We start from the raw sequence: 26809 nt of genomic DNA, 5'->3' as shown, positions 1-26809 counted from the left end.
CTTGCCATCGCGTCTCGGTGCCTACCTCTTCTGCCGACCCGCTCCCCTTCCCTTTCCCTTGCAGTCGGCAGTCCCCCCATGAACACATCCAATCTGGTCGATGTCGCCGTCATCGGCGCTGGCTTCGGCGGCCTGAGCGCCGCGCTTACCCTGGCCGAACGCGGCGCCTCAGTCGCCCTCTTTGAACGCCTCACCTACCCGGGCGGCTGCGCCAGCACCTTTCGCCGCCGCGGCTACCGCTTTGAGTCCGGCGCCACCCTCTTCAGCGGCTTTGGCGAAGGTCAGCTCTTTGCCCGCTGGATCGAGCGCCACAACCTGCCGGTGCGTTTTGAAAGCATGGACCCGCTCGTCACCCTGCGCGCTCCCGACTTTGAGCTGCCCATCTCCAGCGACCGCCGGGCGCTTAGCGCGTCGTTCTGCGCGCTCCCCGGGGCCCCCACCGCTGCCATCCATCGCTTCTTCGACTACCAGAAGCGCGTCGCCGATGCTCTCTGGGCGCTCTTCGACGATCCCACCCTTCTCCCCCCCTTTAACCCCTCCAACCTGATGCGCCACCTGGGCCGCTCGCCAGGCTACCTGGTGCTCCTCGGCGCGGTCGGACGCTCGGTGGGTGATCTGCTCAAACGCTTTAAGCTCAGCGACTTTCTGCCCCTGCGCACCTACCTCAACGCCGTCTGCCAGATCACCGTGCAGGCCAGCGCCGACGAGGCCGAAGCCCCCTTCGCGCTTGCCGCCATGGACTACTTCTTTCGCGGCACCGGCCACATCCACGGGGGCATCGGTCAGCTCGCCATAGCCCTCTCCGAGGCCATCGCATCGCTGGGGGCCACCGTCTCAATGGCCGACGCCGTCACGGGCCTCTCGTTCCGGGGCGACCACTGGCTCGTCGAGAGTCGCCGCCATACCCTGCGTGCCCGCCAGGTGGTCGCAAACCTGTTGCCCGAAGCCCTCCTCAACCTCCTCGACGCCCCGGAGCTCGCGCGCCCCTGCCTCCACCGCATGCAACGCGCCGTCGAAGGGGGCTGGGGCGCGGCGATGCTCTACCTGGGCGTCGACCGCCATCAGATCGCCCGCCGGGAGGCCTTTCACCTGGAGCTCGTCGACGACCCTCAGAGTCCTTTTCAGGAGGGCAACCACATCTTCTGCTCCGTGAGCGGCGCCGACGAGGAGGGCCGCGCCCCCGACGACCAGCGCGTCGTCACCGTCTCCACCCACATCGACATGCAGCGCTACCCGGGCGGCACCAACGAGGAGCGCGCCGCCTACACCCAATCCGTGCAGGATCGCATGCGCCAGACCCTCCACCATCGCGCCCCGGAGCTTGCCCGCGCCACCCGCTTTGAGATGACCGGCAGCCCCCGCACCTTCGAGCGTTTCACCGGACGCCCCGGCGGCTACGTGGGTGGCATTCCCCGCGTCAAGGGCCTGCACCACTACCGCGACCTCGGCCCGCAGCAGGTCGCCCCGAACCTCTACCTCGTCGGCGACACAGCCTTCCCCGGGCAAAGCACCCTGGCGGTGGCCCTTGGCGGCCTGCGCACCGCAGAGCATATTCTCAAATCAGCTCGATGATTACGCGCGATGCGCCAGACGCGCTCCGCCCGATGGCTTACCCGACATAAGGACGTCCCCATGCCCGACCGCGCCGAACCCATCAACCGCACCGAAACGTTCGAAAAACCCACCGCCGACGAGCTCATCGCCCGCCACGCCCTTCACCCCCACCCCGAGGGGGGCTTCTACGCCGAGACCTGGCGCTCCTCCATCACGCTGCCCCCCGATGTGCTTCCCGGCAAAAGCGGCCCCCGACAGGCCGGCACCGCCATCTACTACCTGCTCAAATCCCACCAGCACTCCAAACCCCACCGCGTCAGCTCCGACGAGCTCTGGTTCCACCTGATGGGCGACCCGCTCACCCTGCGCATCAAAACTCCCGACGAAGGCCGCCTGAGCACGCTGACGCTGGGCCCCACCGCCGAGCTCCGCCTGCAAGCCCTCGTCCCCGCCGGCCACTGGCAGAGCGCCCACCCCAAACCCGGCCCGGCCGGCTATTCGTTCATGGCCTGTGTGGTCGTGCCCGGCTTCGATTTTGCGGATTTTGAGATGGCGCAGGGTTAGAGGGCGGTGCGGGACTGGGAGGTTCGCGAGGTTGGGAGGTTTGTGCGGGCGTTGGCGGGTTTCCGGTGTGGTTAGGTGGTTGGGTGGTTGGGTGGTTGTGGGGCGCCGGTGGTTCGCGATGTGGGGCGATTCGTGCGGTCGTTTGGGGGCGTCTGGTGTGGTTAGGTGGTTAGTACTACTTGATTGATTCGTCGGTTTTTCGTTGCAGCCCAGATCGGGGTCTGATCTAACGCGCTTATGGATATTTCAAACCTCACATCCTCGTGCGCAGATCTCGAATCGTTCTGCAACTTCGTCTTCAGCGACTGCTCGGGCAAACCGCTCAGGACCAATCTTTGGGCGTGCGTCGAGGCGCGGCTATCGACGGCCAAACGAAAGACCCATCAGCCGGCGGGGATTCAACTGGCTGCGACGCCCGATATGGCCTGTGGACTTCGCCAGAAGCTCAATCGCACCACGCTCAGTACGCGGTGGTCCGATGATCAGGCGCGCCACAGGCTCCTGGAGGTCGCCCGACAGCACGTCGGCCGACCGGTCGCCCTGATCATTGATGACACCGGTTTCATCAAAAAGGGCAACAAATCTCCCGGTGTTCAGCGTCAGTACTGTGGCAAGGCCGGCAAGCGAGAGAATTGTCAGCTCGTCGTCAGCACACACCTTTCGGGTTGGAACTGCTCGCAGCCGCTCCAGGCTGAGCTCTACCTTCCGGAGGTCTGGATCAATGACCTGGAGCGACGGCGCGAAGCGGGCATCCCTGACGAGATTGAGTTTCGCACCAAGCCTCAAATAGCCCTTGAGCAGGTAGACTGGATACTGGCCGCGGGCCTGCCCCCGCAGATCATTCTGGCCGACGCCGGCTACGGCAACAGCGGCCCGTTTCGAGAGGGTCTCCGGGAGCGCAGGCTCGAGTACGTGGTCGCCATCCAGCCCTCCACCTCGGTCTGGCGGCCCGGTCAGGGGCCCGATCCTCTGCCCGAGACGAATCCGAGCTCGGGTCGGCGCCAGACGCGACGCTACCCGGGCACTTTCGAGCCGGTCTCGGTCCGGGCGTTGGCCGATGAGCTCGATGCACACCATTTTAAGATGTATCGGCTCCGGCGCGGGCGTCACCGGATGCGCGAGGTGCGTGCGGCCGCCATTCGGCTGCACACCGCTCCCAAGGCTTATCACGGCTGCGAACCGGGTCCCGAGGAATGGCTCATCGTCATCTGGCCGCCCGGCAAGCCCGAGCCGACCGACTTCTTCCTGTCAAATATGGGTCGGCGAGTGCACCCAAAACGGGTGATCGAGCTGGGATGTTTGAGATGGCGTGTCGAGCGCGACTATCAGGACATGAAGCAGGATGTCGGCATGGAACACTACGAAGGACGCACATGGGTGGGCTGGAACCATCACCTGACCATCTGCATGGCCGCATTCGCTTTCCTGGCAATCCAGCGGAAGCTTTTTCCCCCTGAAACCCCTCGAATCGATCGCGTCGGTGCGCAAGCGAATCATCGAGAACCTGGACCGTAAACGGGGCCACTGCCAGCACTGTAAGCGGCCTTACAGCGACGAGCCCACGCCACCAGCCCCCCCGGATCCGGTACCGAGGCAACCTCGATCACAACTTGCCCTTGAATGGCTGGTCGATCGTCTACGTTTCAAGCGGTTTCTGGGTGAACTGATCAAGTAGTATTAGGTGGTTGGGTGGTTGTGGGGCGCCGGGGGTTCGCGGTGTAGGGCGATTCGTGCGGTCGTTTGGGGGCGTCTGGTGTGGTTAGGTGGTTAGGTGGTTGGGTGGTTGTGGGGCGCCGGTGGTTCGCGATGTGGGGCGATTCGTGCGGGCGGTGGCCGGTTCGATCTGGGGTTGAGGGGCGCCGGAGATTCGCGGTGTGGGGAGGTTTGTGTTGCTTGATGGCCGGGCAACAGGGCTTGAGGAAGGGCTCCGAAGGTCGACTTGCAGCGCAGGGAGCGCGCTGAAGGCTCTGGAGGGTTTGTCGGGAGGTATGGTGCGTGGTGCGGACCCTTCGGAGAGGGGGGGTTGTAGGCGGGGAGGTCTGCGGAGGCTTCAGACGAGGATTTTTCCGGAAAGGAGCTCTCCGGACGCTCCCGAAGGCAGGTCAGCAGGGTGCGGCCAGGCAGGGAGTCTTCTGAGGAGGGAGGGTGATGTGCGAGAGGGGATCGGAAGGCTCCGGAACGCGATTTTCATTTTGCGGACACCGATCCGAAGCGCATGAAATCTGGGCGTGCGGGATGTGGGCCATTCCGGCGAGTGTCGGTTCTTCGGGCAGCCGGGACTGGAACATGTTTTGTGCAACTCACGGGTTCGATGCCCTCATCGATTCAACCCTGGAGTATGGAAGTGACTGAGAATGGTAAGAAAAACAAACGCGACCCGAAGACATGTAAGCCCCCCATAAACATCTTCCAAAATCCACCTACCTTTACCCAGACGCCCCCAAACGACCGCTCGAATCGCCCCACTTCGCACACCGCCCAGCCCACAACCACACAACAACCCAACCACCTGACCACATCACGCGCCCCAAACGACCGCTCGAATCGACCCACATCGCACACCGCCCAGGTCCCACAACCACCTGACCACACCACGCGCCCCCAAACGACCGCTCGAATCGACCCACATCGCGAACCTCCGGCGCCCCACAACCACCCAACCACCTAACCACCTAACCACAGAGCGAACCCGCCACCGCCCGCACGAATCGCCCCACATCGCGAACCTCCGGCGCCCCACAACCACACAACCACACAACCACCTAACCCCAGAGCGAACCCGCCACCGCCCGCACGAATCGCCCCACATCGCGAACCTCCGGCGCCCCACAACCACCTGACCACACCACGCGCCCCAAAGCCCCACACGAATCGCCCAACTCCGCAAACCCGAAAGCCCCAACGGACTCCCCATGCCCGATTGGCTCCTCGTCCTGGCACTCGCCACGATCACCGCCCTCGCCACGGGGCTTGGGCCCCTGCCCCTTATCTGGGTCAAAGCGGAGAACAAAACGCTGCTCGCTCACGGCACGGCCATTGCCGCCGGCCTGATGCTTTCGGCGAGTTTTAATTTGATTGGGGAGGGCCTCGCCACGGGGGTATGGCGGACGGTGGGGGGGCTGCTTCTCGGCCTGACCTTCATTTACTTCAGCGACCGCTGGCTCGAAGGCCGGGACATCGAATTCGCCGACCTCAAGGGTGCCGGCGCAACTCAGGCGCTGATCTTTCTGGGCGTGATGACCCTTCATTCCTTCGCCGAAGGCATCAGCGTCGGGGTGGCCTTTGGCGGGGGCCAGGCTTTTGGAATCTTCATCGCGCTGGCCATCGCGGTCCACAACATCCCCGAAGGGCTGGCCATTGGCGTGAGCATGGTCCCCCGGGGCATGCCCTGGTGGAAGGCCTCCCTCTGGAGCATTTTTTCCAGCCTCCCCCAGCCCCTTCTGGCGCTCCCGGCCTATCTTTTCGTCGAAGCCTTTAAGCCCGCACTTCCCGTCGGCCTGGGCATTGCCGCCGGCGCCATGATCTGGATGGTCGCCGCCGAGCTCATCCCCAACGCCCTCAAAGATGGCGATCGCATGCCCATCGCCGCCACCCTCACCGTCTCAGTCGCGGCGATGACGGCGTTTCAGGCCCTTTTGGGTGGGGGCTAAGCGCCCCCACCCAACCCCACAACCACCCAACCCCACAACCACCAAACCACAACCCGGGGCGCTCAGCACCGCCTCCCACACGCCCGCTCCAACCCCAACGCACAGGCCTGCTCAAAGCTGCGCCGGGCCTCATCTTCAGCGCCTCGCCCGCAGAGCACGATCCCCAGATTCTCGTGTCTGTACTCCGACTCCGGCGTCAATTCGAGCGCGCGCCTGGCAAAATACTCGGCTTCCGCGTCACAGCGCCCGCGCCCCTGACAGCGGTCGTTGGAGTAGGCGTAGCATGCACCGGAATCCCCGTTGTCACAGCCCATCTGAAGATAAACGTCGCGCTCGGCGTCCTCGATGCCATACGCCCCGGCCAGGTGTTTGCAAGCCTCCGCGTCCTGCTCCCGCACGCAAGCATCCTCATACACTTCATGCGACAGACGCCGTCGCTTTTCATTCCAGCGCTTGCGGGCCCGCTGCATCAGCCGCATCTCCTGGCCTGCCAGCCGCTCTTCAAGGCCAATGCCCGTGCCTTGGGGCATGTATTGAACCCAGGCTTCATCCCCCACCTGCGTGCTGAACTGCTGGGTCATGCTGCTCGGGAAGTAGGTCGCCAGCGCCGGACAAAGGGCCTTCAGATCGAGGCGCTGTGGCTCGTTCTCCTCTCCCTCCTTCTTGAAAGGAAGCTCCACCATGCACGGATACTCCGAACAATCGGCGTTCGCGCGCTCCCCAAACACATCGGGACACTCCCGCTTGAGCGCCTCCACCGACGCCTTAAACGTCTCGGGCTGATACGCCACATCAAGCTCTTCTGGAAAAGCGATCGGCCGATCGGGTGACATCTCCTCAATCAACCCGCCGAGATATTCGGTCAGTTCTTCATGCTCTTTAAAGGTCTGAAGCGCCTCTTCATGCGACGCCCGCACCGTCGCCAGGGTGGCCCGGCACTCCTCAAGCGTCCCTTCGTCCGACGCCTCCCCGGCCACCTCCACAGGCTCCTCATCGGGCTCATACGCAACGCCCACGCGGTCAAACGCCTGCTCCACATCCTCCTGTTTGCCTCGATCGCCCAGAGCCCCATACAGCCCCCCCGCGACCAACGACGCCACCAGAAACCCGGCCAAAAATCCTATCCAACCCGACGTCTTCAAACTCCCAAACATCACATCACCCCGCATGCGTGAACACACCCGTCGCAGACCAACCTCAGACTCACCTCTTCGTAGGAGCCCGAACCATAACGCGCCCCACCCACCTCGCCAACCACGGTTCCCCCCACCCGGCTGCACTCACCTCCCAACTCCGCTACACTCCCCCCACAACCACAACCCGCGTACCTCCGGCGCTCCCCTCATATCGACCAACACCGCGAACCCCCCAAGGCCCCCACCATGCCCCTGACTCAACCCCTCTTCCTCTACCAACTCCCCCCCGCGCTGGGCCTGCCTTTCAGCGAGAGTCCCCCCTGCGCCAAGGTCGAGATTTACCTGCGCCTGACCCACACGCCCTATGAGGCGCGCATCGGCGACACCCGCACCTCGCCAAATAAAATGGTGCCCTTTATGCGCTGGCCCGACGGCCGCCTGCAGGCCGAGTCCTCCGACATCATCGCGCAGCTGGAGGCCAACTCCGGCCTGCTCAGCCCCTCGCAGCGCGCGCTTGACCCGGGCCTCGACCCCGCGCGCCTCAGCCTGGCCCGCGAGCTCGCCAGGGTCATCGAAGAGGTCGCCTATGACGCCTGCCTCCACGACCGCTTCACCTCCCCGGAGGGCTGGCGCCACCAGCGCCCCATCACCCGCAAGCTCGTCGCCCATTTCGTGCCCGCCCCCTTTGCGCCGGCCGCCGCCGAGGTGGTCCGCCTCCAGCAGGTCCGCCGCGCGGCCCGCGGCCCCATGCGCCACCCCTCCCGCGGCTACCGCATGGCCTGCGACGCTATCGACCGCACCGAAGCCCTCCTCGCCAGCCACCCCTACCTCGGCGGCGAACGCCCCTCCACCGCCGACTGCTCCATCTGGGCCCACCTCATCCACACCGCCGCAACCCCCAACGACTCCCCCACTCGCCGCACCCTGCGCCGCTCCAAGCCGCTCCTCGACTGGCTTGCACGCCTGAGCGCCGACGCTGGCTGGCCCCTGGACCCGGGGCTGATCGGCGGCGAGCGTTGATCCTCGCGTGTACGGGTGGGGGTTTGTGGCGGTGGTCGATTGGTGTGGGCGGCAATACTGAGTCCGAGGTCGAGTCCGAGATCAAGTCCAAGTCCGAGTTTTAGCCTCGCCAACCTTCCCCACCCACACGCTTCGCCCCGTCCGAGCTTCGCCGGGCCTGCAAGCCGGCTCCCCCTGCCCCAACCCCGCCAGCCTACCTGCCCGCCCCGAGCCCCAACTCGGGGGGTACCCTCCCCACCGAAGGGCTGCCCGAGCCTGTTTTTTGCGCCGCCAGCGCTCCAAACACCCTCCCCGAGCTTCCCCGGAGCGCCGCCAGCGCTCCAGACTGGCTGCCGGTGCCCCCTGTCCGACTCCCCCTCCTGCAACGAGCACGAGCACGAGTACGAGCACCAGCACGAGCACCAGCACGAGCACGAGTACGAGTACGAGCACGAGCACCAGCACACCCCTGGCGCCAGACCCAGCCCCGCGCTACGACCCTCCCGGTCGACGCCCTCAGCGTCGCTCTGGGGCACTCGGCACCGTTGACCTCACGCCGGGCGGTGCCCACCTATGGAAGCGCAGCGGCGCGCCCCCGGCCGTGCGCCCCAAAAACCTCTCGGGCAAGGAACAACCGGATGAACTCAAAGTGGATCGCATTCTTTTTCGCCGTAGCGCTCAGCCTGACCAGCCTCCCGGCCAGCGCCTTCACCCTCGTCGAGGATGACGATTTCAAACTGAGCATGGGCGGCATGGCCCGCGTGGGCTGGGTCCTGGAGAGCGATAGCGAGGGGCGCAACCAGGAGGCGTTTGTGCAGTTTGCGCGCCTCTACGGCTCCATGGAGAACGCCTGGGGCAAGGGCTATGTCAGTGGCGAGGGGGCCTCGGGCAACTTCCGGCTTCTGGACGCCTACGTGGAGCTTCGGCCGAGCCAGCGACTGCACCTGCGCGCGGGCATCTACCGCCGGCCCACCGCGCTGGAGTTTGCCGTCTCGGCCTCGAAGATCCCCTTTGCGCAGCGCTCGATGCTGCGCGCCCTCACCCGGGCGCGTCTCCCCGGCGCGGAGGTCATCAGCACGCTGCCGCTGGGCACGGCCGCGCTCAACCTGAGGCTGGGGTGGTTCATGCCCGAGGCCACCGAGCGCGCGCTTTTGCCCGGGGGCGATGGCAACTACATCAGCGCCCGCGCCAACCTGGGCTTTGAGAAGGGCTTTGGCATCAACCTGGCCTACTTCGGCCTCGTGCTCGCTGATAACGCGCGCATCGCCTCGCCAGACGACCCCACCGGCACCACGCTCGTGCAGCCCGCGCCCCACCCCCATACCCTTGATTTCGGCCTTCACTACTGGACGGACACCTGGAACGTGCAGGGCGAGGTGCTGCTCTCTCCCAATGACCAGGACGCCTCCGAGGAGCTGAACTGGGGCGCGTACGTGCACGGCCAATACCGCCTCCCGGTGTTCAACGACATGGAGCTCGGGCCGGGCGCGCGCTACGGCATCCTCAACAACCGGGGCGTGATGACCCAGCGCGTCACCCTGGGGGCGACGCTCTTTCTGGACGGCCACGCGCTCAAGTTCATCCCCAACTACGACCTGACCTTCGCCGCTGGCGAGGTGGGGCACACCGGCTGGCTCGCGCTGCACGCGGGGTTCTGAAGGCTATGCGTCAGGGGGGCAACGAGCCCGCTATGTGTAGCGTAAAGCCCGGCAAGATTCGCGGGGGCGTTGTTGTGGAGCGCTCGGGTTGAGTGGGGGGCGTTCCGGGCGCTGGAGTGTCTTCCCCCCGACCTCCCCCACCGCTAAGATGCCCGCCGACGCTCCCCCACACACGCTCTTCCGCACGAACGCCAGGCTCACGAATGTCTCGACTCTACCGCGTAACCCGACGCCTCTTACGTCGAGCTGTCAGGTACTATTTCTCGGAGATTCAGGCCTCCGGTCAGGAGCTCATTCCACACAGCGGACCGCTGATCTTTGCGGCCAACCACCCCAACTCCATCATGGACACGGTACTGCTCGGCACCCAGACTCGCCGCCAGATCCGCTACATGGCGCGCAGCGGACTTTTTAAAAATCTGGCCGCCCGCACGCTCTTTCACGAGTTCGGAGTGATCCCGATCTACCGCGCCGAAGACGGTGGGGGCACGTCCCAGAACGCCGACAGCTTTGAAGAGGCCTACCGCGCGCTTGAAGAAGGCGGCTGCATCGGCATCTTTCCCGAGGGGCGAAATTCGCTGGAGCGCAAGATCCGGGAGCTGAAAACGGGCACGGCGCGTATCGCGCTGGCCGTCGAGGCGCGCAACGGCTTTACGCTGGGCACCCGCATTCAGCCGGTCGGACTGAACTTCGAGGATCGCGATCGTGTGCACTCCCGGGTGCTGCTTCGCTTCGGCGAGCCGATTGAGGTCAAAGGGTATGCCGAGCAGTACCACCAGGCCCCCCGGGAGGCGGTGCGCGAGCTGACCGCGCGGCTACAAGAAGAGATGCGCCGGCTCTCCACGCACATTCAGGACGAGCGCGATCATGCGCTGGTGGCCGACATCGCCGCGATGTACGGCACCGAGCTCCAGGCCCAGCTGGCCCGGGGCGAAGACATTGCCCCGGAGCTCTACGATCGCCTCGACCGCCCCACTCTCCCCTCGGAGAAGGCCCCCCGGGAGAGCACCGATCTGGAGGCCCGCTTTGAGCTTGAGCAGCGCATTGCCAACACCGTGGCGCACTATCAGCACCAGGCCCCCGCGCGGGTGGCCCGGGTTCGTATGGATGTTCGCCGCTACCGCGATCATCTCGCGCAGCTGAAATTGCGTGACGGACTGCTGGCCGAGAACCCCCTGCATCGCCCCCGTCACCGCGAGGCGCTCAAGCTGACCCTGCTGGTCGTGCTCTTTGGGCCGCTGGCCATCTTTGGGTTTCTCAACAACGTGCTTCCCGCGCTGCTGGTCCGCGCGGTGGCCAGACGCGCCCCCGATGAGCCCATCGTCGCCATCGCCGGCTTTGTCGCCGGCCTGATCGCATTTCCTCTCTTCTATGCCTTGCAGGCCCGGGCGCTCTGGGTGCACACCGATCTCTCCCCCTGGTGGATCGCCCTCTACGTGCTCAGCCTACCGACGGCCGGGCTGGCCTTTTTGCGCTGGTGGCGAAGGGTCCGCGTCTACCGCGATCGCATTCTCTTTCGCACCTTCTTTCGCACCCGTCGCAACCTTCTCGACGCCGTGGAACGCGAACGTCAGAGCCTCATCACCACCTTTGAGGACCTTCACGCCAGCTACGTTCGGGAACACCGTCTGCTGCAAGGCTCCGCGCGTGGGGCATCGCTCCCCGTGCCACCGCCCACCGAGGGTCAGGAGCAGCGCTGAGCCCGGCTGAGGCGCGCTCGCTTACCACCGCTCACGACACTCTACTCCGCGAGTTCCCCATGCGACTTCATCTCCGAGACCTGATGCGCCGCGGCAGCGCCTTCACCCAGAACGTCCTCGACGCCCTGGTTCAGGAGGTCGAAGAGCTTCGAGCCCGCGTCAAACGCTACGAACAGACGCAGACCGAGCTTCAGGATGCGCTGCGCCAGGAGCGCCTCGAAAAGCGCGCCCTGGAGCAACGCCTTCGCCAGGAGCACCGTGAGAGCGAGCGGCTGCGCGAAGAACTCCACAGCCAGCGCCCCCGCGATGCCGCGGAGCCCTCCCCGCCGCCCCCGGTCGACCACGAGCGCGCCGCCCTCGAGAAGCAAATTGCCCTCTTGATCGCCGAGTCCAAAGCGCTCCAGGAGCGCATCGGCGAAGCCTCCGAGCAGGCCAGCCAGCAGGAGCGCGTGCGCCTGCTCCGCGGCCTTGGCGAGTTGATGGACTCGCTGGGGCGCGCCATTCAGCACAGCGAAGGCCCCATGCGCGAGGGCCTTCTGGGCATCGAGGCCCAATTTGTGCGCTTTCTACGCGACGAGGGCGTCGAACTCCTGGGCAAGGTCGGCGAGCCTTTAAACCCCTGGCTGCACCAGGCGGTGGATGTACGGGAGAGCGAGGCGTTGTCCCGGGGCCAGATCGTGGAGGTGGTCCGCCCGGGCTTTCGCCTCAGCGACGGCACCGTGCTTCGCCACGCCGAGGTGGTGGTCGCCTCCTGACTCGCCAGGTAGCCGTGTCATGATCGGGCGTTCACGCACATGGGGGCGGCATCCGACACGCGGCGAAGGGCTGCGAGCCCCATCAAAAGGAGTGTTGCGCGCTCGCCAGCGCTCCCTCAGCCCGGGGGGCCCGCATCGCCAGCGCGTCAGCGAGCACCTCATCGTAGACCGGCTGACAGGTACGCGCGCGAGCCAGGTCCTTGCGCGCGGCGATGCGCACCTGACGCAACTTCTGCTCGCGTTGCTCCTCCGAGAGTTCTCGCAACGTGTACACGGTCGTATCCCGAACCGGCCCGAACCCGACGTAGCGCAGCGTCCCCTGAATCATGCTGCCATGCACCGATCGGCGATGGGCCAGCGTGTACCACCAGCTCGGCGCATCCATGGTGGTCACGATCCTGGCGCCTCGACCTGCCAGCAGCCCCGTGGGCAACGCCTTCCCCTCATGGCGATACGCGACGCCCGGCAACATCACCCGGTCGATGAACCCCTTGAGCAACGCGGGCGGCCCGGCCCACCAGGTGGGAAACACCAGGGTCACCCACCTCGATTGGGCGATGGCCTCCATGGCGTCATGCAGGTCCGGCTCCCAGGGCTGGGGGATGTCGCGGCTATCGCGCAGCACAGGATCAAAGCTCAGATCGCTCAACCGAAGTACGCGTACCGGGGCCCCGCCACCACGGATCTCGTCGGCGTAGGCTTCGGCCAGCGCATGTCCGAAGCGCTGCGGTGAGGGGTCGGGGTGGGCATCGATCACGAGAATGTCAGGCATGGTTACGCTCCTTGTAAGCGGGGTTCCTACGCCTCATTATGGCCATGCGGTCGCACATGAGAACCGCAGCTTATCGATAGCCGCTATGCATCGATGCATCTCCATATTCCGGGCAGATGCTGCCACCGTGGGATGCGACCATGAACGCGGCGCGGGCAAAGCCCATCACGCGCGACGCTCCATGAAGCAGACGCGGCGTCAACGATCGCTTGCGACGTACCACTCTACGCGCACGAAGCGCAGGGAGCTTGAGATGTTTGATTGGGAGAGCGTGCGCTACTTTCTGGCGGCCTACGAGACGCGAAGTTTCACCAAAGCCGCACGGCTTCTTTCGGTAGAACAATCGACGGTCAGCCGACGCATCGCGGAGATGGAACGGGTCCTCGACGTCGCGCTCTTTGAGCGAACCTCCCAGGGGCTCGTCCCCACCGAAGCCGCCGCGCGCATCTCCGGAGACGCCGAAGAGATGGCCCGACGCTCCCGGCGAATTCAAGATCAGGCGCAGGACCTTCGCGCCCAGGTCGGCGGGCTGGTTCGCATCGCCACGACCGAGGCCCTGGCCGTCTTCGTGCTCTCGCGCGTCTTGCCCGGGCTCTCCGAACACCACCCTCACCTGCGCTTTGAGATCCTGACCGGATATCCCTCGGTGGATCTGATGCGCCGCGAGGCTGACCTGGCGCTGCGATTCGAGCGTCCGCACCGCGGTGAATACGCGGTGCAACGCGTCGCGCAGCTCCCTACGGCGGTGCTGGGTCTGGAGCGTTGGCGCCACGTCGCCCCCGATGCCCTCCCCTGGATTGACGTCAGCATGCCCGGATTCTCCCCCTCGGAAGAAGCCTGGCGAAAGACCCACGTCGGAACCCCGGCCCGCTGGACGACCAACAGCTACCTGATGCAGGCGGAGCTGGTCCGCCAGGGTCAGGGCGTGGCGCTGATGACACAATCCCTGAGCACCATCTATCCCGAGCTCGTGCCTCTGGAGCTGGATCTGCCCCCGGGGCCGGTGATGGACCTCTATCTGGTGGCGCCCCTGAGCATTCGCAACCTGCCCCGAATCGACGCGGTATGGAGGGCGATCGAGGGCCTTGATACGCTCTTCTCACCATGATGAGGGTAGACGCGAGATGCCGCAGTTGCCCGGGAAAAAACAAAGGCCCGACACTCTCTCAAGTGTCGGGCCTTTGTTGAATGGAGGCGGCGGGAATCGAACCCGCGTCCGCGAACCATTGAATGTACGCTTCTACGTGTGTAGTCCGCGATTCACTTTTTACCTCTCCGACCACTGTCCACGGACAGGCCATGTTCTTCGAGGACCCTTCGGAATGTCGCGAGGCGTCGAAGGATGAAGCCCGACTCGCCAAGCCTGCTGTATGTCGTTAAGCAAAGCCCACAGGCAAAGCTCTGATTAACGGGCTCCGGTTAGGGAGCATCTGTCGCGAAAAGCTGCTTACGCGGCCATCGCGAACTGCGCGTCATCGTTGGCAGTTATAACGTTCTCAGCAGTTAATAACGGAGTTACTGAGACCTCCGACACGCCACGTACCTCGCCGTATCCACGTCGAAGCCAGTGCGCCCCCGTACAAGGGGTGTTGCAAACCTGCGGGATGACCCGCGCATCAATACCTATGCACGCCGCAGGAGCTTACTACTACAAAAATGTGCACCAATGTCAATCAAGCAAGTTCATACCGTGAACGGAAGTTGGTGTCGACGGCTGCGACGTTGAAAGCATCACGGACAAGGCACCAGACGCAGGCGATGCTTTCGCATCGTCGAGGCTTCGCAACGCCGTCCGAGGTGCTCCCACCGCAGCCGACGCGGCATCAAAGTCAGTTCACGGCGTACTTAGCGGCGATGGTTTCTGGCATGACTGCGCGCCATCTCGCGCGCCGCATCGCGCTTGCGCAGATCTTCACGCTTATCAAAGAGCTTCTTCCCGCGGCAGACCCCGATCTTGCACTTAACGGTGCTGCCTTTGAAGTAGAGCGCCAGCGGGATCAACGTAAACCCGGCGATGTTGGCTTTGTTGGAAAGTTTGCGCAGCTCACGCTTATGCATCAGGAGCTTACGCACCCGCTCGGGCTCGTGATTGATATGGGTGGCGTTCTCATAGGGGCTGATATGCGCGTTGACCAGATAGAGCTCACCCTTATCAAAACGCGCGTAAGCGTCGGTCAGGTTGACCTTCCCCTGGCGCAGGCTCTTCACCTCCGAGCCCAGCAGCACCATACCGGCCTCGAGCTCATCGTCGACAAAGTAGTCGTGGTAAGCCTTGCGGTTACGGGTGATGTTTTTGATAGCGTCGCTCATAGTCTTCCTGCCCCTCTAAAAAGGGGGGGCGCGTCACTGCGCCAGAACCCAATCATCAAGCTCGCGTTCATTGTCGTGCCCGACTCAACGCTGGCGCGCTCCGGACTATTCCCCCGGAGCATGGGAGCGGCCGGCGTGATCGGTGAGGCTCCAAACGACACGAGGCGCACAGGCCGATCGCCTGCCGCCTCGCATCTCACCGGCCGGTGACACCGAAAACCAGTCGCGTTCCGGCTCGCCAGGACGTTCAGCGTTTGAGGTTATGGGCGAGTTTCTTGAGCCCGTCCTCAAAGATCACCTCAACCTTGGTCGGGGTGAGCAGCTGCACGACAAATCCCACTCCGAAGCGCGGGTGGTCGATCACGTCGTTCTCGGTAAGCTCGGCGCTGATATCAAAGGGGCGAGCATCGGCCACACCGAACTTATCGGAAAGTTTTTTCCAGGCACGGGCCTGGCCTTCCGGATCGCTGAGCTCAGCGTCGCTGATGATGCCTTCGATCACCGAGGCGGCCTTCTTGCGCTGCGCGGCCTTCAGACGCTTGGGGTTGGCCTTGACGACATCGGCGTAATTGGCGTCCACCAGGTCACTGTCGTTGCTCGACGAGGACTTGGAGGGCACGAAGTCCTCTTCTTCTTCATCAGCATCGAAGTCGTCATCAAGCTCAATGTCCTCTTCAATCTCCGGATCGAAGCCGTCATCAAAATCCATCGACTCTTCAACTTCTTCTTCGCTCTCGTGGCTCATCGCAGTATCTCCGCGTCCTTGAGGGTGAAATGGTGGGGCGGTGGCGCGCCTGATATGGACTAGCCCGGCTTTGCAAGTCAAGGAAAAAGGCCCGCCCCTGGTGTCCGCGATTCAGCGTGGGCCTCAGGGGGCCGATTCACGCGCATCCTCACCCGGAGCGTCAGCGGGCTCGCCCCGCGTCCCGGCGTCGGGCTCGCCATGCTCCTTACGCTGCTCTTCGGCATACTCAAACGCCATCTCCATCAAGCTCTCCAGGGTAAAGGCCGCCACCATATCGTAGCGTCCCACCCGGAACTGCTCCTGCTCAACCTCGCCAGGAGGCACGTTCATCGCGCCGATATCCACGGTCTCCGCGTCCAGGCCGCCAATGGAGACCGCCAGCTGGGCCAGAGTCGGAATCAGGGTCTGACGGGCCATCGCCCGGGCCTGGATCGTCGACTCTTCGCTCGTTGGGCTCAGGCGCCGATCCACGGGTTGTTCAATGGCCAACAGGATCCGCTCATTCTCCGCATCATACGCACCACTCGCCTCGAGTTCGGGCTGAATCTCGGCGGCGAACCTTGACCGCGCATCCTCAAAGAAAGCCTCTCGCCGCAGCCGACGCGCCTGGTCGAGGTACTCCTGACGTGTATCGGGAAAGGTGCGCAGCCGTTGGATCTTTTCCAGCTCACGGGCCGCAGAAACTTTATCCCCCTGGTCGATAAAGCGGTCGGCTCGCTCCCGGTAAAACGCCCGCAACATCTCGTTGACGCTCGTGTCACGGCTCTTTGATGAGAGGGCCTTGAGCGCCACCTCTTCAAAAACCTCCGGGTGACTCTCCCGATCGATGTCGCTGGCCCAGGCCCGATAGAGCTTGTTGTACTGATCGGCCATCAGCCGACGCGCCCCCCGTTCCGCAGTGCTCAACCCCTGCTGACGATCAAAACCACGGGCCTGCCACAGTGCGTTGAGCTCGGCCTCAGCGCGGGCGTAATCCCCCCGCATGATCTCCACATCGACCATCAGCCGGCGCGCCTCAAAGAGGTTGGGCTCGGCGGCCAGGGCTGCCTCCAGATGCTGCTCGGCAAGCTCCGCGTCTTTCGAGGCCAACGCCCGCTGCCCCTCGATCAGATGGTCGCGCGGCTCTTCTTCGCAGCCGGCCCCAAGCCCGATCATCATCAGGCCCACCGCCACTTTCTGACGCCAGCGTCCAGCTCGCATGGAGACTCCAGGTCACTCGTTTCACATGATTACTATCGGCACGGGCCGCGAGTCATCTCACCGCAATGTGACTTCGATGGCAGGCACCTCGCGCCCGCTTATAGACGCGCCAGCAGAGCGGGGCAAGTTTTGCCCCGACCAGGCTGGGTGATTGACACACCCCCGGTCGGTGTCTAGTTTGGCCGCCGACCTGAGAACGGCTCAATCGCCCCGCCGGCGCGACTTCCCGCGCGACCGGCACCCCTGTCAGGGGCGCGAGCCGCACATGCTTCCTCCATCGACTGGCCTTTGAGGCCTGTGCGCTCTGCCCTGCCCTCAGTCGAGGGCTTTGAGAGGACAGCGCGCGCACGCCCGGGCTACCGCTTTTATTCGCGTTCCGCTGTGAGCCAACGTTGATGGCGCGTACCCGTCATCATGGCAGGCTTGCGGCGAAGTAAAACGGCTTCCGATACGAGGACACACCTATGGCTATGTTTGACGTTGTCGCGAAAGGCTTTCGTGACGTCCGTATGCGCTTTGAAGGCAAGCGCGAACTCACCGAAGAGAACATCGACGAGGCGCTCAAAGACATCCGCCGCTCCATGCTGGAGGCCGATGTCAACTTCCGCATCGCCAAAGACTTCATTGGTCGCGTCAAAGACAAGGCCCTCGGCGAGGTCGTGAAGGTCAAGGCCAAAGGCAGCCAGGGCAAGATGGAGGTCTCCCCCGGCGACCACTTCGTCAAGATCTGCCACGACGAGCTCGAAGCTCTGATGGGTCCGGTCGACAGCTCCATCGTGTTTGCCAACCCGCGCGTCGGACCGACCAAGATCATGATGGTCGGCCTGCAGGGTTCCGGTAAGACCACGACCACCGGCAAGCTCGCCAAACTTCTGATGGACCAGCACGGCAAGAAGCCCCTTCTGGTCGGCGCCGACGTCTACCGCCCGGCGGCGATCGAGCAGCTGCGCGTCCTTGGCGAGCAGCTCGGAGTGCCGGTACACGCCGTCGAGGGCGGCGATCCGGTCAAGGTGTGCAACGATGCGGTCGCCCTGGCCAAAGAAAAGGATCGCGACGTGATCCTCTTCGATACCGCCGGCCGCCTGGCCGTCGACGACGTGCTCATGAATGAGCTCGAGCAGATCGTCTCGACGACCACGCCCGAAAATATCTTCCTGGTTGCCGATGCCATGATCGGCCAGGACGCGGTCAACACCGCCAAAGAATTCAACAGCCGCCTGGAGATCGACGGCTTCATCATGACCAAACTCGATGGCGATGCCCGCGGCGGCGCGGCGCTCTCCATCAAAGAGGTCACCGGCAAGCCGATTAAGTTCATCGGTGTGGGTGAGAAGCTCGACGACCTCGAGGAGTTCCGCCCCGAGGGCCTGGCCAACCGCATCCTGGGGTTCGGCGATGTGATGGGCCTGATGAACAAGTTCGAGCGCTCGCTCAGCGAAGAAGATGCCCAGCGTGCCGAGAAGGATGCCATGCGCATGCTCTCTGGCGAGTTCGACTTCAACGACTTCTACAACCAGCTCGAACAGATCTCGAAGTTGGGCTCGATGAACGAGCTCATGGAGATGATGCCCTTCTTCGGCGGCGGCATGCCCGCCGACGCCAACATCGATGACAGCGAACTCTCCAAAATCCGCGCCATCATCCAATCGATGACCACCCGCGAAAAGAAGGACCCGGATCTCTTGACCCGTCAGCCCGGCCGTGTGCGCCGCATCGCCAAAGGCTCCGGTAGCGACAAGGAGAAGGTCGAGCAGGTGATCCAGCAGTTCAACATGATGCGCGGCATGATGCAGCAGTTCAGCTCGATGGGCGGCGGCGGTCTTCTGGGCAAGATCCCCGGACTCAAGCAGCTCAACCAGCTCCGCGGCATGAAAGACATGGACATGAGCTCGATCCTGGGCGACCTGATGGGCGGTGCCGGCGGAGGTGGTGGCCCCGGTGGCGGCCTCAGTGGTCTTCCCGGCTTCGACGGCCCGAACCTCCCGCCGGGCTATTCGCCCCCGGGCGGGCGTCTGCTCGGCAGCAGCAAAGGCACCAAGAGCAAGTCGCTCTCGGCCAACAAGCGCAAGCGTAAGCGCCGCACCGTCAAGCAAGCTCGCAAGAAGAACAAGAAGTAAGCCGTCCCCCTCTTAAGGGGGCAGAGAGTACCTTTTGACCGCACCTTCGCGCCTATGCGCGCATCATCCTTCGGCTCCGGCGATCGCGCGCTGCACAGCATGCGACGCCGAGATCTGCGGGGGCTGCCACGGCACGGACCTTCGGGGCTTTGCCGTGTGCCGCCCCTGCCGCCAGGAGCGCATGCCCGCGCTCCCGGAGTGGGAAGCCGGCGAGAGGCGCTTTACCCCCTCGGGCTTCGTGCTCACGGCCGTACAGGCCATGACCTCTCCGCGGACCTTCTTCCCGGCGCTCATCACCAACCCGCGCTGGGCCCCGGCAGCAGGCTTCGGGCTTATCGCGGTGATGATCGGCACGCTGGCCCAGACTCTCTGGCGCAAAGCCTTCTCCCCGCACTACCCGGAGATGGTCGAGCTCTACGCCACCGAGCTGGAAATCGCTCCGCGCCTTGCAGAATGGGCCATGTACGCCTCGCTTCCGATGGGGGCGCTCACCCTTTATATGCTGCATACGGCGATGCTCTACCTCACGCTGCGCATCTTCGGCGTGAAGCAGGCCCGCTGGGCGCTGGTCGCCAAGCTGACCGGCTACGCCATGGCCACCTACCTGCTCTTGCTCGTCCCGCCGCTGGGCACCTTCGAGCTCGGGCATTTTCTTATGGTGGTCTGGCTCTTTAACCTGGAGGTCACCGCCGCTCGCCAGATCTTCGGGATGGGCTTCTGGCGTTCCATGCTGGCGGTACTGGTCCCCTTTATGCTGCTGCTCTCGATGACGGGCGGTGGCTAACGAACCGAGTCAACACACGCTGACGTAACGCCTCCCGAGCATCATCCAATAAAAACGCCGGCCCTTCGCAGGGCCGGCGTTTTTATTGGGATATCATGTGCAATTTAGGCTGACGTCATCTCCCCCACGCCATCCGGAGCGAAGGGGGAGCGGTAAACGTCGTGAACCAAAGCCCCCGACCGCATCCAGGGCGACGCCTGACGGAGTCGTCCCGGGACGGTCAGCTCGGCCTTAGAAGCCAATCCCCTCCGAGCAGGTGCAGACCGGATCCCAGCCGCTCACAAAGCTCTGGAACTCGGTGCTCTGATTCGCACCAGCCCCGGTGTGCTCCCCGGTTCCGCCGGGGCAGACACACACATCGCGCTCCATGCACGCCGCTCCAGAGTTCGCGCCTCCTAACGAGAGGCTGGAGAATTCAGGCTTGCTCCAGCTCGTTGAGAGGTTGTCGATCTCCCCGTCGCAATCGTTGTCCAGCCCGTCGCACAACTCAGGCATCGCCTGATAAATCGGCTCACAGGTGGGCACGTCGTCGTTGCAGACCGTCACACCGATCTTGCAGCGGTTGCGCTCCCCATCGAGCGTGTTGGGCCCTTCGGTGAAGGGGAATTCGTTATCGGTGTGACACTCCAGCCCTTCCGGGAAACCGAAGCAGGGCACCGGACAGTTATCCGCAGCATAGGGCTCACACACATCGTAACCCTCGTCGCAGATCCAGGTGCCCAGCGGACAGACACCGAAGGGCGCGTTGGCGACCTCACACTCCGCGCCCTGCGGCTGCTGACAATCACAGGCCAGCTGCGTCTCCACACTGTCGACCTCACCCGGGGTGCGGACCTGATCGCAGTAGGTCTGTGTCAGGGTAACTTCTTCGCGGTTCTCCGAGTTGTAGAACCAGCCCTGACCGCCATTGGCATCGCGATGCGGAATGTTGATCTGTCCGGAAGCAGTGTTCATACGCACCAGAACCGCCGCCGGATTCTCCGGCGCCGAGTTGCTGCTGTACTGGGAGAAGTCGATGGGGAAGGTGCAGGCGATCTCCGCAGCGATGCTTAAGAGCGCGTTTCGAAACTCGGTCTGGTCGTTGGCCTGGTATGCGCCGAAACAGGTGTTCTTATCGACTCCGCTATTCACACAGGGATCAGTCCCGATGCCATTCGAGCAGGCCGCGTTCGCGCTCGAGCCACAGCAGCCTTTGCCGGCGGCGGCCGCGAGCTTGTTATTGAAGGGCTGGTCGGTCCCCCCCCCCAGGCCGACCACGAACATGGACTTGCCCGCAGCGCGCAGGTCACATGCGGACTCCAACGCGTCGTCCCGATCGTTAGGAGCACCATCGGTGATCAGCACCCCGGCCGCCGGAAAGTCAGTCTGATTCAAACTCCAGCTCTGCCGGAGGGCGTCGATGGCGGCATCGGTCGGCGTACCGCCGTCAGGCGCGGTATTGTTCATCGAATACACGATCGCGTTGCGACGATCTTCGCCTACCTGGTGATGGATGTAGGTTCGGGGGAAGTACCCGATGCCGAACTGCACCTCATCTGGCGCCGTCGACGAGGTCATCGCATCCAGCACCTGAGTGATTGCCCCTTTGGCCACATTCCAGCGCGAGGGGGCACAGTGAGGACCATAGCTACCATTATGATAACAGTAGGTCGTCCCCCACTTCATCGACCCGGAGCGATCGAGCATAAAAAGAGCCCCGGGCCGGGTGACCGTGACCTCGGTGACCTCTGTAGGGCTGCAGGTTTCATCGAAATTCCATGCATGAACCTGAGGAGACGCAAACAAGACAGCCAGTCCTACTGCCATGCTGCCGCCGGTGGCCAACCACGTTTGCGCTCTTTTGAGACCGAAACTCATCGTATGCTCCTTATCGCCGCGCCTAGATAGATGCACGGTAGCTTAAATGTCGGATGAGGCGAGCACCTCAACGCGGATCTCGGGGGCTGCAGGAATATCCAAATCGGAGTCGATAACTACGAAATACGTGCCAGCCTCCGACGCCTCGAACTCCATCACCGCCCCGGGCACATCACTGGCCAGGCACTCGGCACTTTGCGCACAGGAAGACAGAATGGAGACGCGGTAGAAATTCAGCGGATCGTCGATCTCCACCGCGATGGTCTCTCCGACCTGGACATTCTCGACCTGAAATACCAGTTCGCGTCCCTCCGAGGGCGTATCCCAGACGCAATTCGGTGCGCCGAAATTATCGAAGGTATTGGAAAGCGCCTCTCCTCGAATCTGAAGCGAAATACTCTCTTCGACGACGATCGGGTTGTCGCAGGAGTTGCCCACACAGGCGTCATTCTCACATCCCGCCGGACACTCTGACGTCACCCAGATGGGCACCTGAATGGAGGCAAAGCCGGTGGTGCAGGCTTCGAGCTGGCTGGCATCCACACAGGTCATTTGCCCAACGGGCTCACAGGCCTGATGCGGGCTGTAGACCACGTCGAGCTGTGTCTCTACATCCGGACGAGCCACGGCCGCGTAGAACGGAACCCCGGCGATGACATTCAGCGCCCCAATCTCACTGGCGCAAAACCCACCAACTCCAGAACAGGGCTGCTGAAGAAGACTGACGGCTATGGCCTCTCCGTCGAAGCTCAGCACGCCATCCGCGGGCAGCTCAAAGCGAACAATCACCGAGCTACTCTGGGCAACGCTATCGCACGCGTTGATACCGGCGACCGCATCAAGACCGGGGCCAAGTTCGACGACATTCGCGCCAGCCTCCAACACACCGAGGTCAATGGTCGCTGCGTCGCACTCGGTCGGAGGAAGCTCAACGTCAGGCTCGTCCGTATCGGGCTCCTCGGCATCCGACGCGTCCGGGTCTTCGGCATCGGGCTCGTCAACCTCGGGGTCGTCGGCGTCCGCATCCGGCATCGAGGCGTCGGCGTCCGGCCCCTCAACATCATCATCAACATCGCCAGGCTCGGAGACGTCGGCGTCAGGCTGACCGCTGTCGAGGTCACCTGCGTCTTCGCCAGCACCGACATCATCCACGATGTCGATGGTGCGATCCGGGCCGTCGGGCTCCGAGGAGCAGGCCACGCTGATGGCGAGCGCAGCCAGGAGCGTAAGCGTGCGCCGAAGCGATGCTGCGCTATGAAAAGAAGAACGCATCACTGCCCGACCTCACTGATGTCGATCGCCACGCTGTAGTCACCCTGACGCGGGGTGAGGCTGTCCACGATGGCGAAATAATCGCCATCTGCGGGGACCGTAAACGCAAGGCTTTCAGCGGTATCGGTGGCAGCCACACACGTCGGCGTCGCCTCGCAGGCGCTCATAAAGCCAATGACGGAAGGTGCCTCATCGGCCGAAGCGTCGACCGTAACCACCTGGCCCGCGCTCAGGCCGGGAAACGCGAAGATAAGTTCCTGGCCCGAGGTGCTCGGGCCGACACTACCCGAGGTCGAGCAGCTCGGAGAGTCTTCCAGATTGTACTCGCCGCCAAAGGCCAGAAACTCTCCGGTGAACGTGGCCGACGCGGTGACTTCCATGGGGTTGCCACAGGTATCGCCCAGGCAGCTTCCAGCGTCGCAGCCAGTGCCGCAGGCAAAGGGGCGCTCTTCTTCGCCATTAAAACAGAGCACCCGATTATCGCCGTCGCAGGAGTAGCTCCCCGGCGAGTCACAGATGAGTTCTTCGGTGGTCAACTCCAGGGTGAACTCGCCAACACTGAAGTCGCGGCGCGCCTCCACAATCAGGAAATACTCGGTGCCCGGGTAGGCAAAAAACTCTTTGCGGTTGGGCTCACTGCACCACCCCGGCGCCTCGGCATCGGAGCAGTTATCCTCGCGCAGCTCCATGATAAGCCCCGGTCCAAAGTCGGTGAGTTCGGCCACAACACGCGCTGGCTCGGTGACCTCGAAACTATAAACCGCCTCGGGACTGGTATCGTGATCGGCGCGAGAGCAACGCGTTTTCAGCGTATTGGGCTGCCCATCAGGGTTGGCACTCAGCGTGGTGGTGGCATTACGTTCCAGCGCACCGATCTCGTGGGGAGCCAGACAGCTAAAGCCCTCTTCCGGCTCCGGCACACACTCACCCTCCAGGCAGATCTCACCCGCATCGCACGAGACGTCTTCGCAGAGATCGCCAACGTTCGTATCCGCGTCGCCTGTGTCTTCGACGTCGGGACCATCCCCACCATCCGCATCAGGCCCCGCATCGGCGTCTGGCCCCGCGTCGGCGTCAGGGCCGGTATCCTGGCGATCGATTGTTTTGGGCGGCTCATCATCACCGCATGCCGCCAGCGGGATCGCCAGCGCCAGTGAGGCGGTCAGAATCCATCGATTAGAAAACGCGAGTCGCGCCATGATCATCACCCTGGTATCGGTCAGCCCGTGAGCACATCGAGCTCACGTCATAAGGCGGTCAAGTTGTCGCTGAAGTAGCCTTGGGGAAGTATGCCACAAAATGCTGTGGAGATCCTCACCTGGTCGCAACTATTTTAAAGACAATCGCGTCTGGTTGCCAGAGTAAGCCCCTAAATAGAAGCGGCACAGGCCCCCTTCCAACATTCGATTTGACACCCTGTGGGGCCGGCGCTATATCAAGCCCCCTTTCAGGAGCCCCGCCAACGCGGCGCTCCCTACCGTCGCGCCCGGCGCGATCCCCGTTGCGTTACTGAATTTCCGTCGTTTTTTCGTAAAACGAGAAGAGATAAACAGGCTCCTGGCATCACGCCGGACAAGTGGATGGAAGCGAGATGAAAACCTTCAGCGCCAAAGAATCGGAAGTTAACCGTCAGTGGTTTGTCGTCGACCTGGAAGGGGAGACGGTAGGCCGGGCGGCTGCCAAGATCGCCACGATCTTGCGCGGCAAGCACAAGCCCACCTACACCCCGCATGTCGATTGCGGTGATTTCGTCGTCTGCGTCAATGCCGACAAGATCGCCTTCACCGGCAAGAAGCTCACCGACAAGGTCTACAACCGTCACTCGGGTTACCCGGGTGGTCTTAAGTCGATCACCGCCGGCGACCTTCTGGACAAGAAGCCGCAAAACGTCATCACCTACGCGGTCCAGGGCATGCTTCCCAAGACGAAGCTTGGCCGCGAGATGATCAAGAAGTTGAAAGTCTACGCCGGCGCCGAGCACCCGCACCAGGCTCAGCAGCCCCAGGCGCTCGAACTTTAATTGCAAAGTGAGCGTCCCGGATGTGGACGCATAAAAGAGAGAGAATCTCATGGCACAAGCGGAACAGTATCACGCGATCGGTCGTCGCAAGAAAGCCAGCGCGCGCGTCTTTTTGCGCCCCGGCGCCGGCAAAGTCACCGTCAATGGTCAGGACGCCGACGAGTATTTTGCTCGCGACACCCTGATGATGATCCTTCGTCAGCCCCTGGAGCTCACCGAGACTCTGGGTAAGTTTGACCTCTTCTGCACCGTCCAGGGCGGCGGCAAGAGCGGTCAGGCCGAAGCGATCAAACTCGGCGTTGCCCGCGCCCTGCTGCTGGTCGACGGCGGTATGCGCGAGCCCCTCAAGCGCGGTGGTTTCCTCACCCGCGACGCCCGCGTCAAAGAGCGTAAGAAGTACGGCCAGAAGGGCGCTCGTGCGCGCTTCCAGTTCTCCAAGCGCTAAGATTCAAATGTTTCACCCTGCTTCAACCAGCAAGCCCGCCAGAGATGGCGGGCTTGTTGCGTTTAAGGCGCATCGTCGAACTCGGCATCTGTGGGCAGAGCCACCGCTCCAACTCTGGCGTCGGGGAGCCGGAGCACACACAAAAAAACCGACGCCCGGGGGCGTCGGTTTTTTTCAATGATCTTCGTATGAAGTGCAGCAACCATGGGTCGTTCAGCCGCCCTGCTCTTGCGGCGCATCATCTCCCTGATGAAGTCCGCGCTCCTGGAGGAGCTTCCTGGCCTGGGCTGCCCGCGGGTGCTGCGGGTGCACCTCAATGAGGTCCGTCCAGGCGGTGAGCGCTCGGCCGGGCTCATCGAGCTGCAGGTAGGCTTTGCCCAGCAAGAAGAGCGCTTCCGGGTCGAGCCCCAGCCCGGCAAAGTTGCGCAGCAAATGGGTCAGCCGCCCGGCGGCCGCCCGGGGGTTATCGCGCTCCAGGTAATACGTCGCGACGTAAAACTCATAGTCGGCCAGACGCCGCTGGGCCTCACGCATCAACCGGCGGGCTTCAGGGGCATACTCGGAGTTTTCGTAACGCTGCAAAAAGATGCGCATCTCGCGCACAGCGTCGCGCGTCGAGCTTAAATCACGCTCGTAGGCGGGCGGCAGCACAAAGAAGTCCGAGGGCATCTGCTCATGGAAGGAGAGCGCGATACGCCAGTGGGCGTACTCCACGCTCTCATGGCGCGGATAGAGCTGAATAAACGCCCGATACTGCTCGACCGCCGAGGCATTCTGATCCTGCTCAAAATACGCGTCGGCGATGCGCAGGTGCGCCAGCGCCGCCCAACGGCTGTAGGGAAACTGATTGCGCACGGTATTATAGAGGCGCATCGCTTCGAGGTAGTCGCGGCGCTCAAAACGCTGCTCCCCGGCCTGAAAGTAAGCCTCGGCCTGATCGCTGTACGAGAGTTCCTGCTGCTGCTCCGGAGCGCTCGCGCAGCCAAGAGGAGCCGTCGTGAGCAATCCCAACGCCAGGAGGCGAGCGATCAGGGGCGGTTGAGACAAGATGCGGCGCAACATGGGCGGTGCTCCAATCATTCAAGTGATCACACGACGCCGGAGCCGCACCACTGCCGCACCGGGTCGCCGGCGGACCATAGCGGCTTGCCCACCGATCGTAAACTCAAGCGCAGACCGAGTGAATCCTTTGATCTTCTGGCCTGCGATCTGCATATATGGCACACACGTGCAGCGCACCGGCGCTCATTGCCAGAGGCTTTACCCATCGC

At 63.6% G+C, this 26809-nt stretch carries 22 protein-coding genes and 1 other RNA gene; 13 read left to right on the top strand and 10 right to left on the bottom strand.

Annotated elements, in window-relative coordinates; genetic code table 11:
* Positions 1 to 78 precede the first annotated feature (78 nt).
* From EA187_RS15460 to EA187_RS15445, 4 genes are all read left to right on the top strand, one after another.
* Complete coding sequence (locus tag EA187_RS15460; RefSeq protein ID WP_127780839.1) at positions 79 to 1572, top strand: phytoene desaturase family protein; 1494 nt, start codon at positions 79 to 81, stop codon at positions 1570 to 1572.
* Positions 1573 to 1581: 9 nt separating this feature from the next.
* Positions 1582 to 2118, top strand: a complete 537-nt coding sequence (locus EA187_RS15455; protein ID WP_206524400.1) for a cupin domain-containing protein — start codon at positions 1582 to 1584, stop codon at positions 2116 to 2118.
* Between the two features lie 237 nt (positions 2119 to 2355).
* Complete coding sequence (locus tag EA187_RS15450; protein ID WP_127780837.1) at positions 2356 to 3633, top strand: IS701 family transposase; 1278 nt, start codon at positions 2356 to 2358, stop codon at positions 3631 to 3633.
* 1397 nt (positions 3634 to 5030) lie between these two features.
* Positions 5031 to 5768: a ZIP family metal transporter gene (locus EA187_RS15445; RefSeq protein ID WP_127780836.1), complete on the top strand. Its 738-nt coding sequence runs from the start codon at positions 5031 to 5033 to the stop codon at positions 5766 to 5768.
* 62 nt (positions 5769 to 5830) lie between these two features.
* On the opposite strand, the gene EA187_RS15440 is transcribed toward EA187_RS15445, so the two are convergent.
* Positions 5831 to 6922, bottom strand: a complete 1092-nt coding sequence (locus EA187_RS15440) for a tetratricopeptide repeat protein (protein WP_127780835.1) — start codon at positions 6920 to 6922, stop codon at positions 5831 to 5833.
* Positions 6923 to 7150: 228 nt separating this feature from the next.
* Between EA187_RS15440 and EA187_RS15435 the strand changes: the two genes are divergently transcribed.
* The 4 genes from EA187_RS15435 (at position 7151) to grpE (ending at position 12016) form a co-directional block, all read left to right on the top strand.
* A complete protein-coding gene (locus tag EA187_RS15435; protein ID WP_127780834.1) occupies positions 7151 to 7924 on the top strand; it encodes a glutathione S-transferase C-terminal domain-containing protein in 774 nt (257 codons plus the stop codon).
* A gap of 617 nt (positions 7925 to 8541) precedes the next feature.
* A complete protein-coding gene (locus EA187_RS15425; RefSeq protein ID WP_115603654.1) occupies positions 8542 to 9561 on the top strand; it encodes a hypothetical protein in 1020 nt (339 codons plus the stop codon).
* A 203-nt stretch (positions 9562 to 9764) separates the two neighbouring features.
* The gene (locus EA187_RS15420) at positions 9765 to 11261 is read left to right on the top strand and encodes a lysophospholipid acyltransferase family protein (protein WP_127780833.1); all 1497 of its coding nucleotides are present in this window, start codon (positions 9765 to 9767) and stop codon (positions 11259 to 11261) included.
* Positions 11262 to 11320: 59 nt separating this feature from the next.
* A complete protein-coding gene (gene grpE, locus EA187_RS15415) occupies positions 11321 to 12016 on the top strand; it encodes a nucleotide exchange factor GrpE (protein ID WP_127780832.1) in 696 nt (231 codons plus the stop codon).
* 82 nt (positions 12017 to 12098) lie between these two features.
* Here grpE and EA187_RS15410 read toward each other — a convergent pair whose 3' ends face one another.
* Positions 12099 to 12788: an NAD(P)H-dependent oxidoreductase gene (locus tag EA187_RS15410; RefSeq protein WP_127780831.1), complete on the bottom strand. Its 690-nt coding sequence runs from the start codon at positions 12786 to 12788 to the stop codon at positions 12099 to 12101.
* A gap of 253 nt (positions 12789 to 13041) precedes the next feature.
* Between EA187_RS15410 and EA187_RS15405 the strand changes: the two genes are divergently transcribed.
* Entirely contained in the window at positions 13042 to 13896 is an 855-nt protein-coding gene (locus EA187_RS15405) for a LysR family transcriptional regulator (RefSeq protein ID WP_164856313.1), read from the top strand.
* Positions 13897 to 13974: 78 nt separating this feature from the next.
* Here the strand turns inward: EA187_RS15405 and ssrA are convergent.
* The 4 genes from ssrA to EA187_RS15385 form a co-directional block, all read right to left on the bottom strand.
* Positions 13975 to 14365, bottom strand: a transfer-messenger RNA (tmRNA) gene (gene ssrA / locus EA187_RS15400).
* 268 nt (positions 14366 to 14633) lie between these two features.
* Positions 14634 to 15098, bottom strand: a complete 465-nt coding sequence (gene smpB / locus EA187_RS15395; protein WP_127780829.1) for an SsrA-binding protein SmpB — start codon at positions 15096 to 15098, stop codon at positions 14634 to 14636.
* 247 nt (positions 15099 to 15345) lie between these two features.
* Complete coding sequence (locus tag EA187_RS15390; RefSeq protein WP_115603648.1) at positions 15346 to 15843, bottom strand: hypothetical protein; 498 nt, start codon at positions 15841 to 15843, stop codon at positions 15346 to 15348.
* A 123-nt stretch (positions 15844 to 15966) separates the two neighbouring features.
* Positions 15967 to 17043, bottom strand: coding sequence for a tetratricopeptide repeat protein (locus EA187_RS15385; protein ID WP_127780828.1), 1077 nt, complete (start codon positions 17041 to 17043; stop codon positions 15967 to 15969).
* Between the two features lie 470 nt (positions 17044 to 17513).
* Here EA187_RS15385 and ffh point away from each other — a divergent pair, with 470 nt between their 5' ends.
* Together ffh and EA187_RS15375 are read left to right on the top strand one after the other, a co-directional pair.
* Positions 17514 to 19160 carry a signal recognition particle protein gene (gene ffh, locus EA187_RS15380; protein WP_127780904.1) on the top strand — a complete coding sequence of 549 codons (1647 nt, stop codon included), beginning with the start codon at positions 17514 to 17516 and terminating at the stop codon, positions 19158 to 19160.
* Between the two features lie 34 nt (positions 19161 to 19194).
* A complete protein-coding gene (locus tag EA187_RS15375) occupies positions 19195 to 19944 on the top strand; it encodes a B-box zinc finger protein (RefSeq protein WP_127780827.1) in 750 nt (249 codons plus the stop codon).
* Between the two features lie 231 nt (positions 19945 to 20175).
* Here EA187_RS15375 and EA187_RS15370 read toward each other — a convergent pair whose 3' ends face one another.
* From EA187_RS15370 to EA187_RS15360, 3 genes are read right to left on the bottom strand one after another with little or no spacing between them, the layout of a single operon-like run.
* Positions 20176 to 21801, bottom strand: a complete 1626-nt coding sequence (locus tag EA187_RS15370; protein WP_127780826.1) for a VWA domain-containing protein — start codon at positions 21799 to 21801, stop codon at positions 20176 to 20178.
* 42 nt (positions 21802 to 21843) lie between these two features.
* Complete coding sequence (locus tag EA187_RS15365; RefSeq protein ID WP_127780825.1) at positions 21844 to 23076, bottom strand: hypothetical protein; 1233 nt, start codon at positions 23074 to 23076, stop codon at positions 21844 to 21846.
* The gene (locus EA187_RS15360; protein ID WP_127780824.1) at positions 23073 to 24272 is read right to left on the bottom strand and encodes a hypothetical protein; all 1200 of its coding nucleotides are present in this window, start codon (positions 24270 to 24272) and stop codon (positions 23073 to 23075) included. The genes EA187_RS15365 and EA187_RS15360 overlap by 4 nt, the downstream gene beginning before the upstream one ends.
* A 392-nt stretch (positions 24273 to 24664) precedes the next feature.
* Between EA187_RS15360 and rplM the strand changes: the two genes are divergently transcribed.
* Both rplM and rpsI read left to right on the top strand, forming a co-directional pair.
* Positions 24665 to 25093, top strand: a complete 429-nt coding sequence (gene rplM / locus EA187_RS15355; protein ID WP_115603641.1) for a 50S ribosomal protein L13 — start codon at positions 24665 to 24667, stop codon at positions 25091 to 25093.
* Between the two features lie 49 nt (positions 25094 to 25142).
* Positions 25143 to 25538 (top strand): 30S ribosomal protein S9, encoded by a 396-nt coding sequence (gene rpsI, locus EA187_RS15350; RefSeq protein ID WP_115603640.1) that lies wholly within the window; start codon positions 25143 to 25145, stop codon positions 25536 to 25538.
* A gap of 213 nt (positions 25539 to 25751) precedes the next feature.
* On the opposite strand, the gene EA187_RS15345 is transcribed toward rpsI, so the two are convergent.
* Positions 25752 to 26600 (bottom strand): outer membrane protein assembly factor BamD, encoded by an 849-nt coding sequence (locus EA187_RS15345; RefSeq protein ID WP_164856312.1) that lies wholly within the window; start codon positions 26598 to 26600, stop codon positions 25752 to 25754.
* Between the last annotated feature and the right edge of the window lie 209 nt (positions 26601 to 26809).

The sequence above is a fragment of the Lujinxingia sediminis genome, from assembly GCF_004005565.1.
GTDB classification, from domain to species: Bacteria; Myxococcota_A; Bradymonadia; order Bradymonadales; family Bradymonadaceae; genus Lujinxingia; species Lujinxingia sediminis.
The sequence above is the reverse complement of the archived record's forward strand: the minus strand, read 5'-3'. Positions and strand labels throughout refer to the sequence as shown.

Bases quoted from the DNA above. Each gene is read 5' to 3' on its own strand.
- EA187_RS15460 (WP_127780839.1), top strand. From the start codon at position 79: ATGAACACATCCAATCTGGTCGATGTCGCCGTCATCGGCGCTGGCTTC.
- EA187_RS15455 (WP_206524400.1), top strand. From the start codon at position 1,582: ATGCGCCAGACGCGCTCCGCCCGATGGCTTACCCGACATAAGGACGTC.
- EA187_RS15450 (WP_127780837.1), top strand. From the start codon at position 2,356: ATGGATATTTCAAACCTCACATCCTCGTGCGCAGATCTCGAATCGTTC.
- EA187_RS15445 (WP_127780836.1), top strand. From the start codon at position 5,031: ATGCCCGATTGGCTCCTCGTCCTGGCACTCGCCACGATCACCGCCCTC.
- EA187_RS15440 (WP_127780835.1), bottom strand. From the start codon at position 6,922: ATGTTTGGGAGTTTGAAGACGTCGGGTTGGATAGGATTTTTGGCCGGG.
- EA187_RS15435 (WP_127780834.1), top strand. From the start codon at position 7,151: ATGCCCCTGACTCAACCCCTCTTCCTCTACCAACTCCCCCCCGCGCTG.
- EA187_RS15425 (WP_115603654.1), top strand. From the start codon at position 8,542: ATGAACTCAAAGTGGATCGCATTCTTTTTCGCCGTAGCGCTCAGCCTG.
- EA187_RS15420 (WP_127780833.1), top strand. From the start codon at position 9,765: ATGTCTCGACTCTACCGCGTAACCCGACGCCTCTTACGTCGAGCTGTC.
- grpE (WP_127780832.1), top strand. From the start codon at position 11,321: ATGCGACTTCATCTCCGAGACCTGATGCGCCGCGGCAGCGCCTTCACC.
- EA187_RS15410 (WP_127780831.1), bottom strand. From the start codon at position 12,788: ATGCCTGACATTCTCGTGATCGATGCCCACCCCGACCCCTCACCGCAG.
- EA187_RS15405 (WP_164856313.1), top strand. From the start codon at position 13,042: ATGTTTGATTGGGAGAGCGTGCGCTACTTTCTGGCGGCCTACGAGACG.
- smpB (WP_127780829.1), bottom strand. From the start codon at position 15,098: ATGAGCGACGCTATCAAAAACATCACCCGTAACCGCAAGGCTTACCAC.
- EA187_RS15390 (WP_115603648.1), bottom strand. From the start codon at position 15,843: ATGAGCCACGAGAGCGAAGAAGAAGTTGAAGAGTCGATGGATTTTGAT.
- EA187_RS15385 (WP_127780828.1), bottom strand. From the start codon at position 17,043: ATGCGAGCTGGACGCTGGCGTCAGAAAGTGGCGGTGGGCCTGATGATG.
- ffh (WP_127780904.1), top strand. From the start codon at position 17,514: ATGTTTGACGTTGTCGCGAAAGGCTTTCGTGACGTCCGTATGCGCTTT.
- EA187_RS15370 (WP_127780826.1), bottom strand. From the start codon at position 21,801: ATGAGTTTCGGTCTCAAAAGAGCGCAAACGTGGTTGGCCACCGGCGGC.
- EA187_RS15360 (WP_127780824.1), bottom strand. From the start codon at position 24,272: ATGGCGCGACTCGCGTTTTCTAATCGATGGATTCTGACCGCCTCACTG.
- rplM (WP_115603641.1), top strand. From the start codon at position 24,665: ATGAAAACCTTCAGCGCCAAAGAATCGGAAGTTAACCGTCAGTGGTTT.
- rpsI (WP_115603640.1), top strand. From the start codon at position 25,143: ATGGCACAAGCGGAACAGTATCACGCGATCGGTCGTCGCAAGAAAGCC.
- EA187_RS15345 (WP_164856312.1), bottom strand. From the start codon at position 26,600: ATGTTGCGCCGCATCTTGTCTCAACCGCCCCTGATCGCTCGCCTCCTG.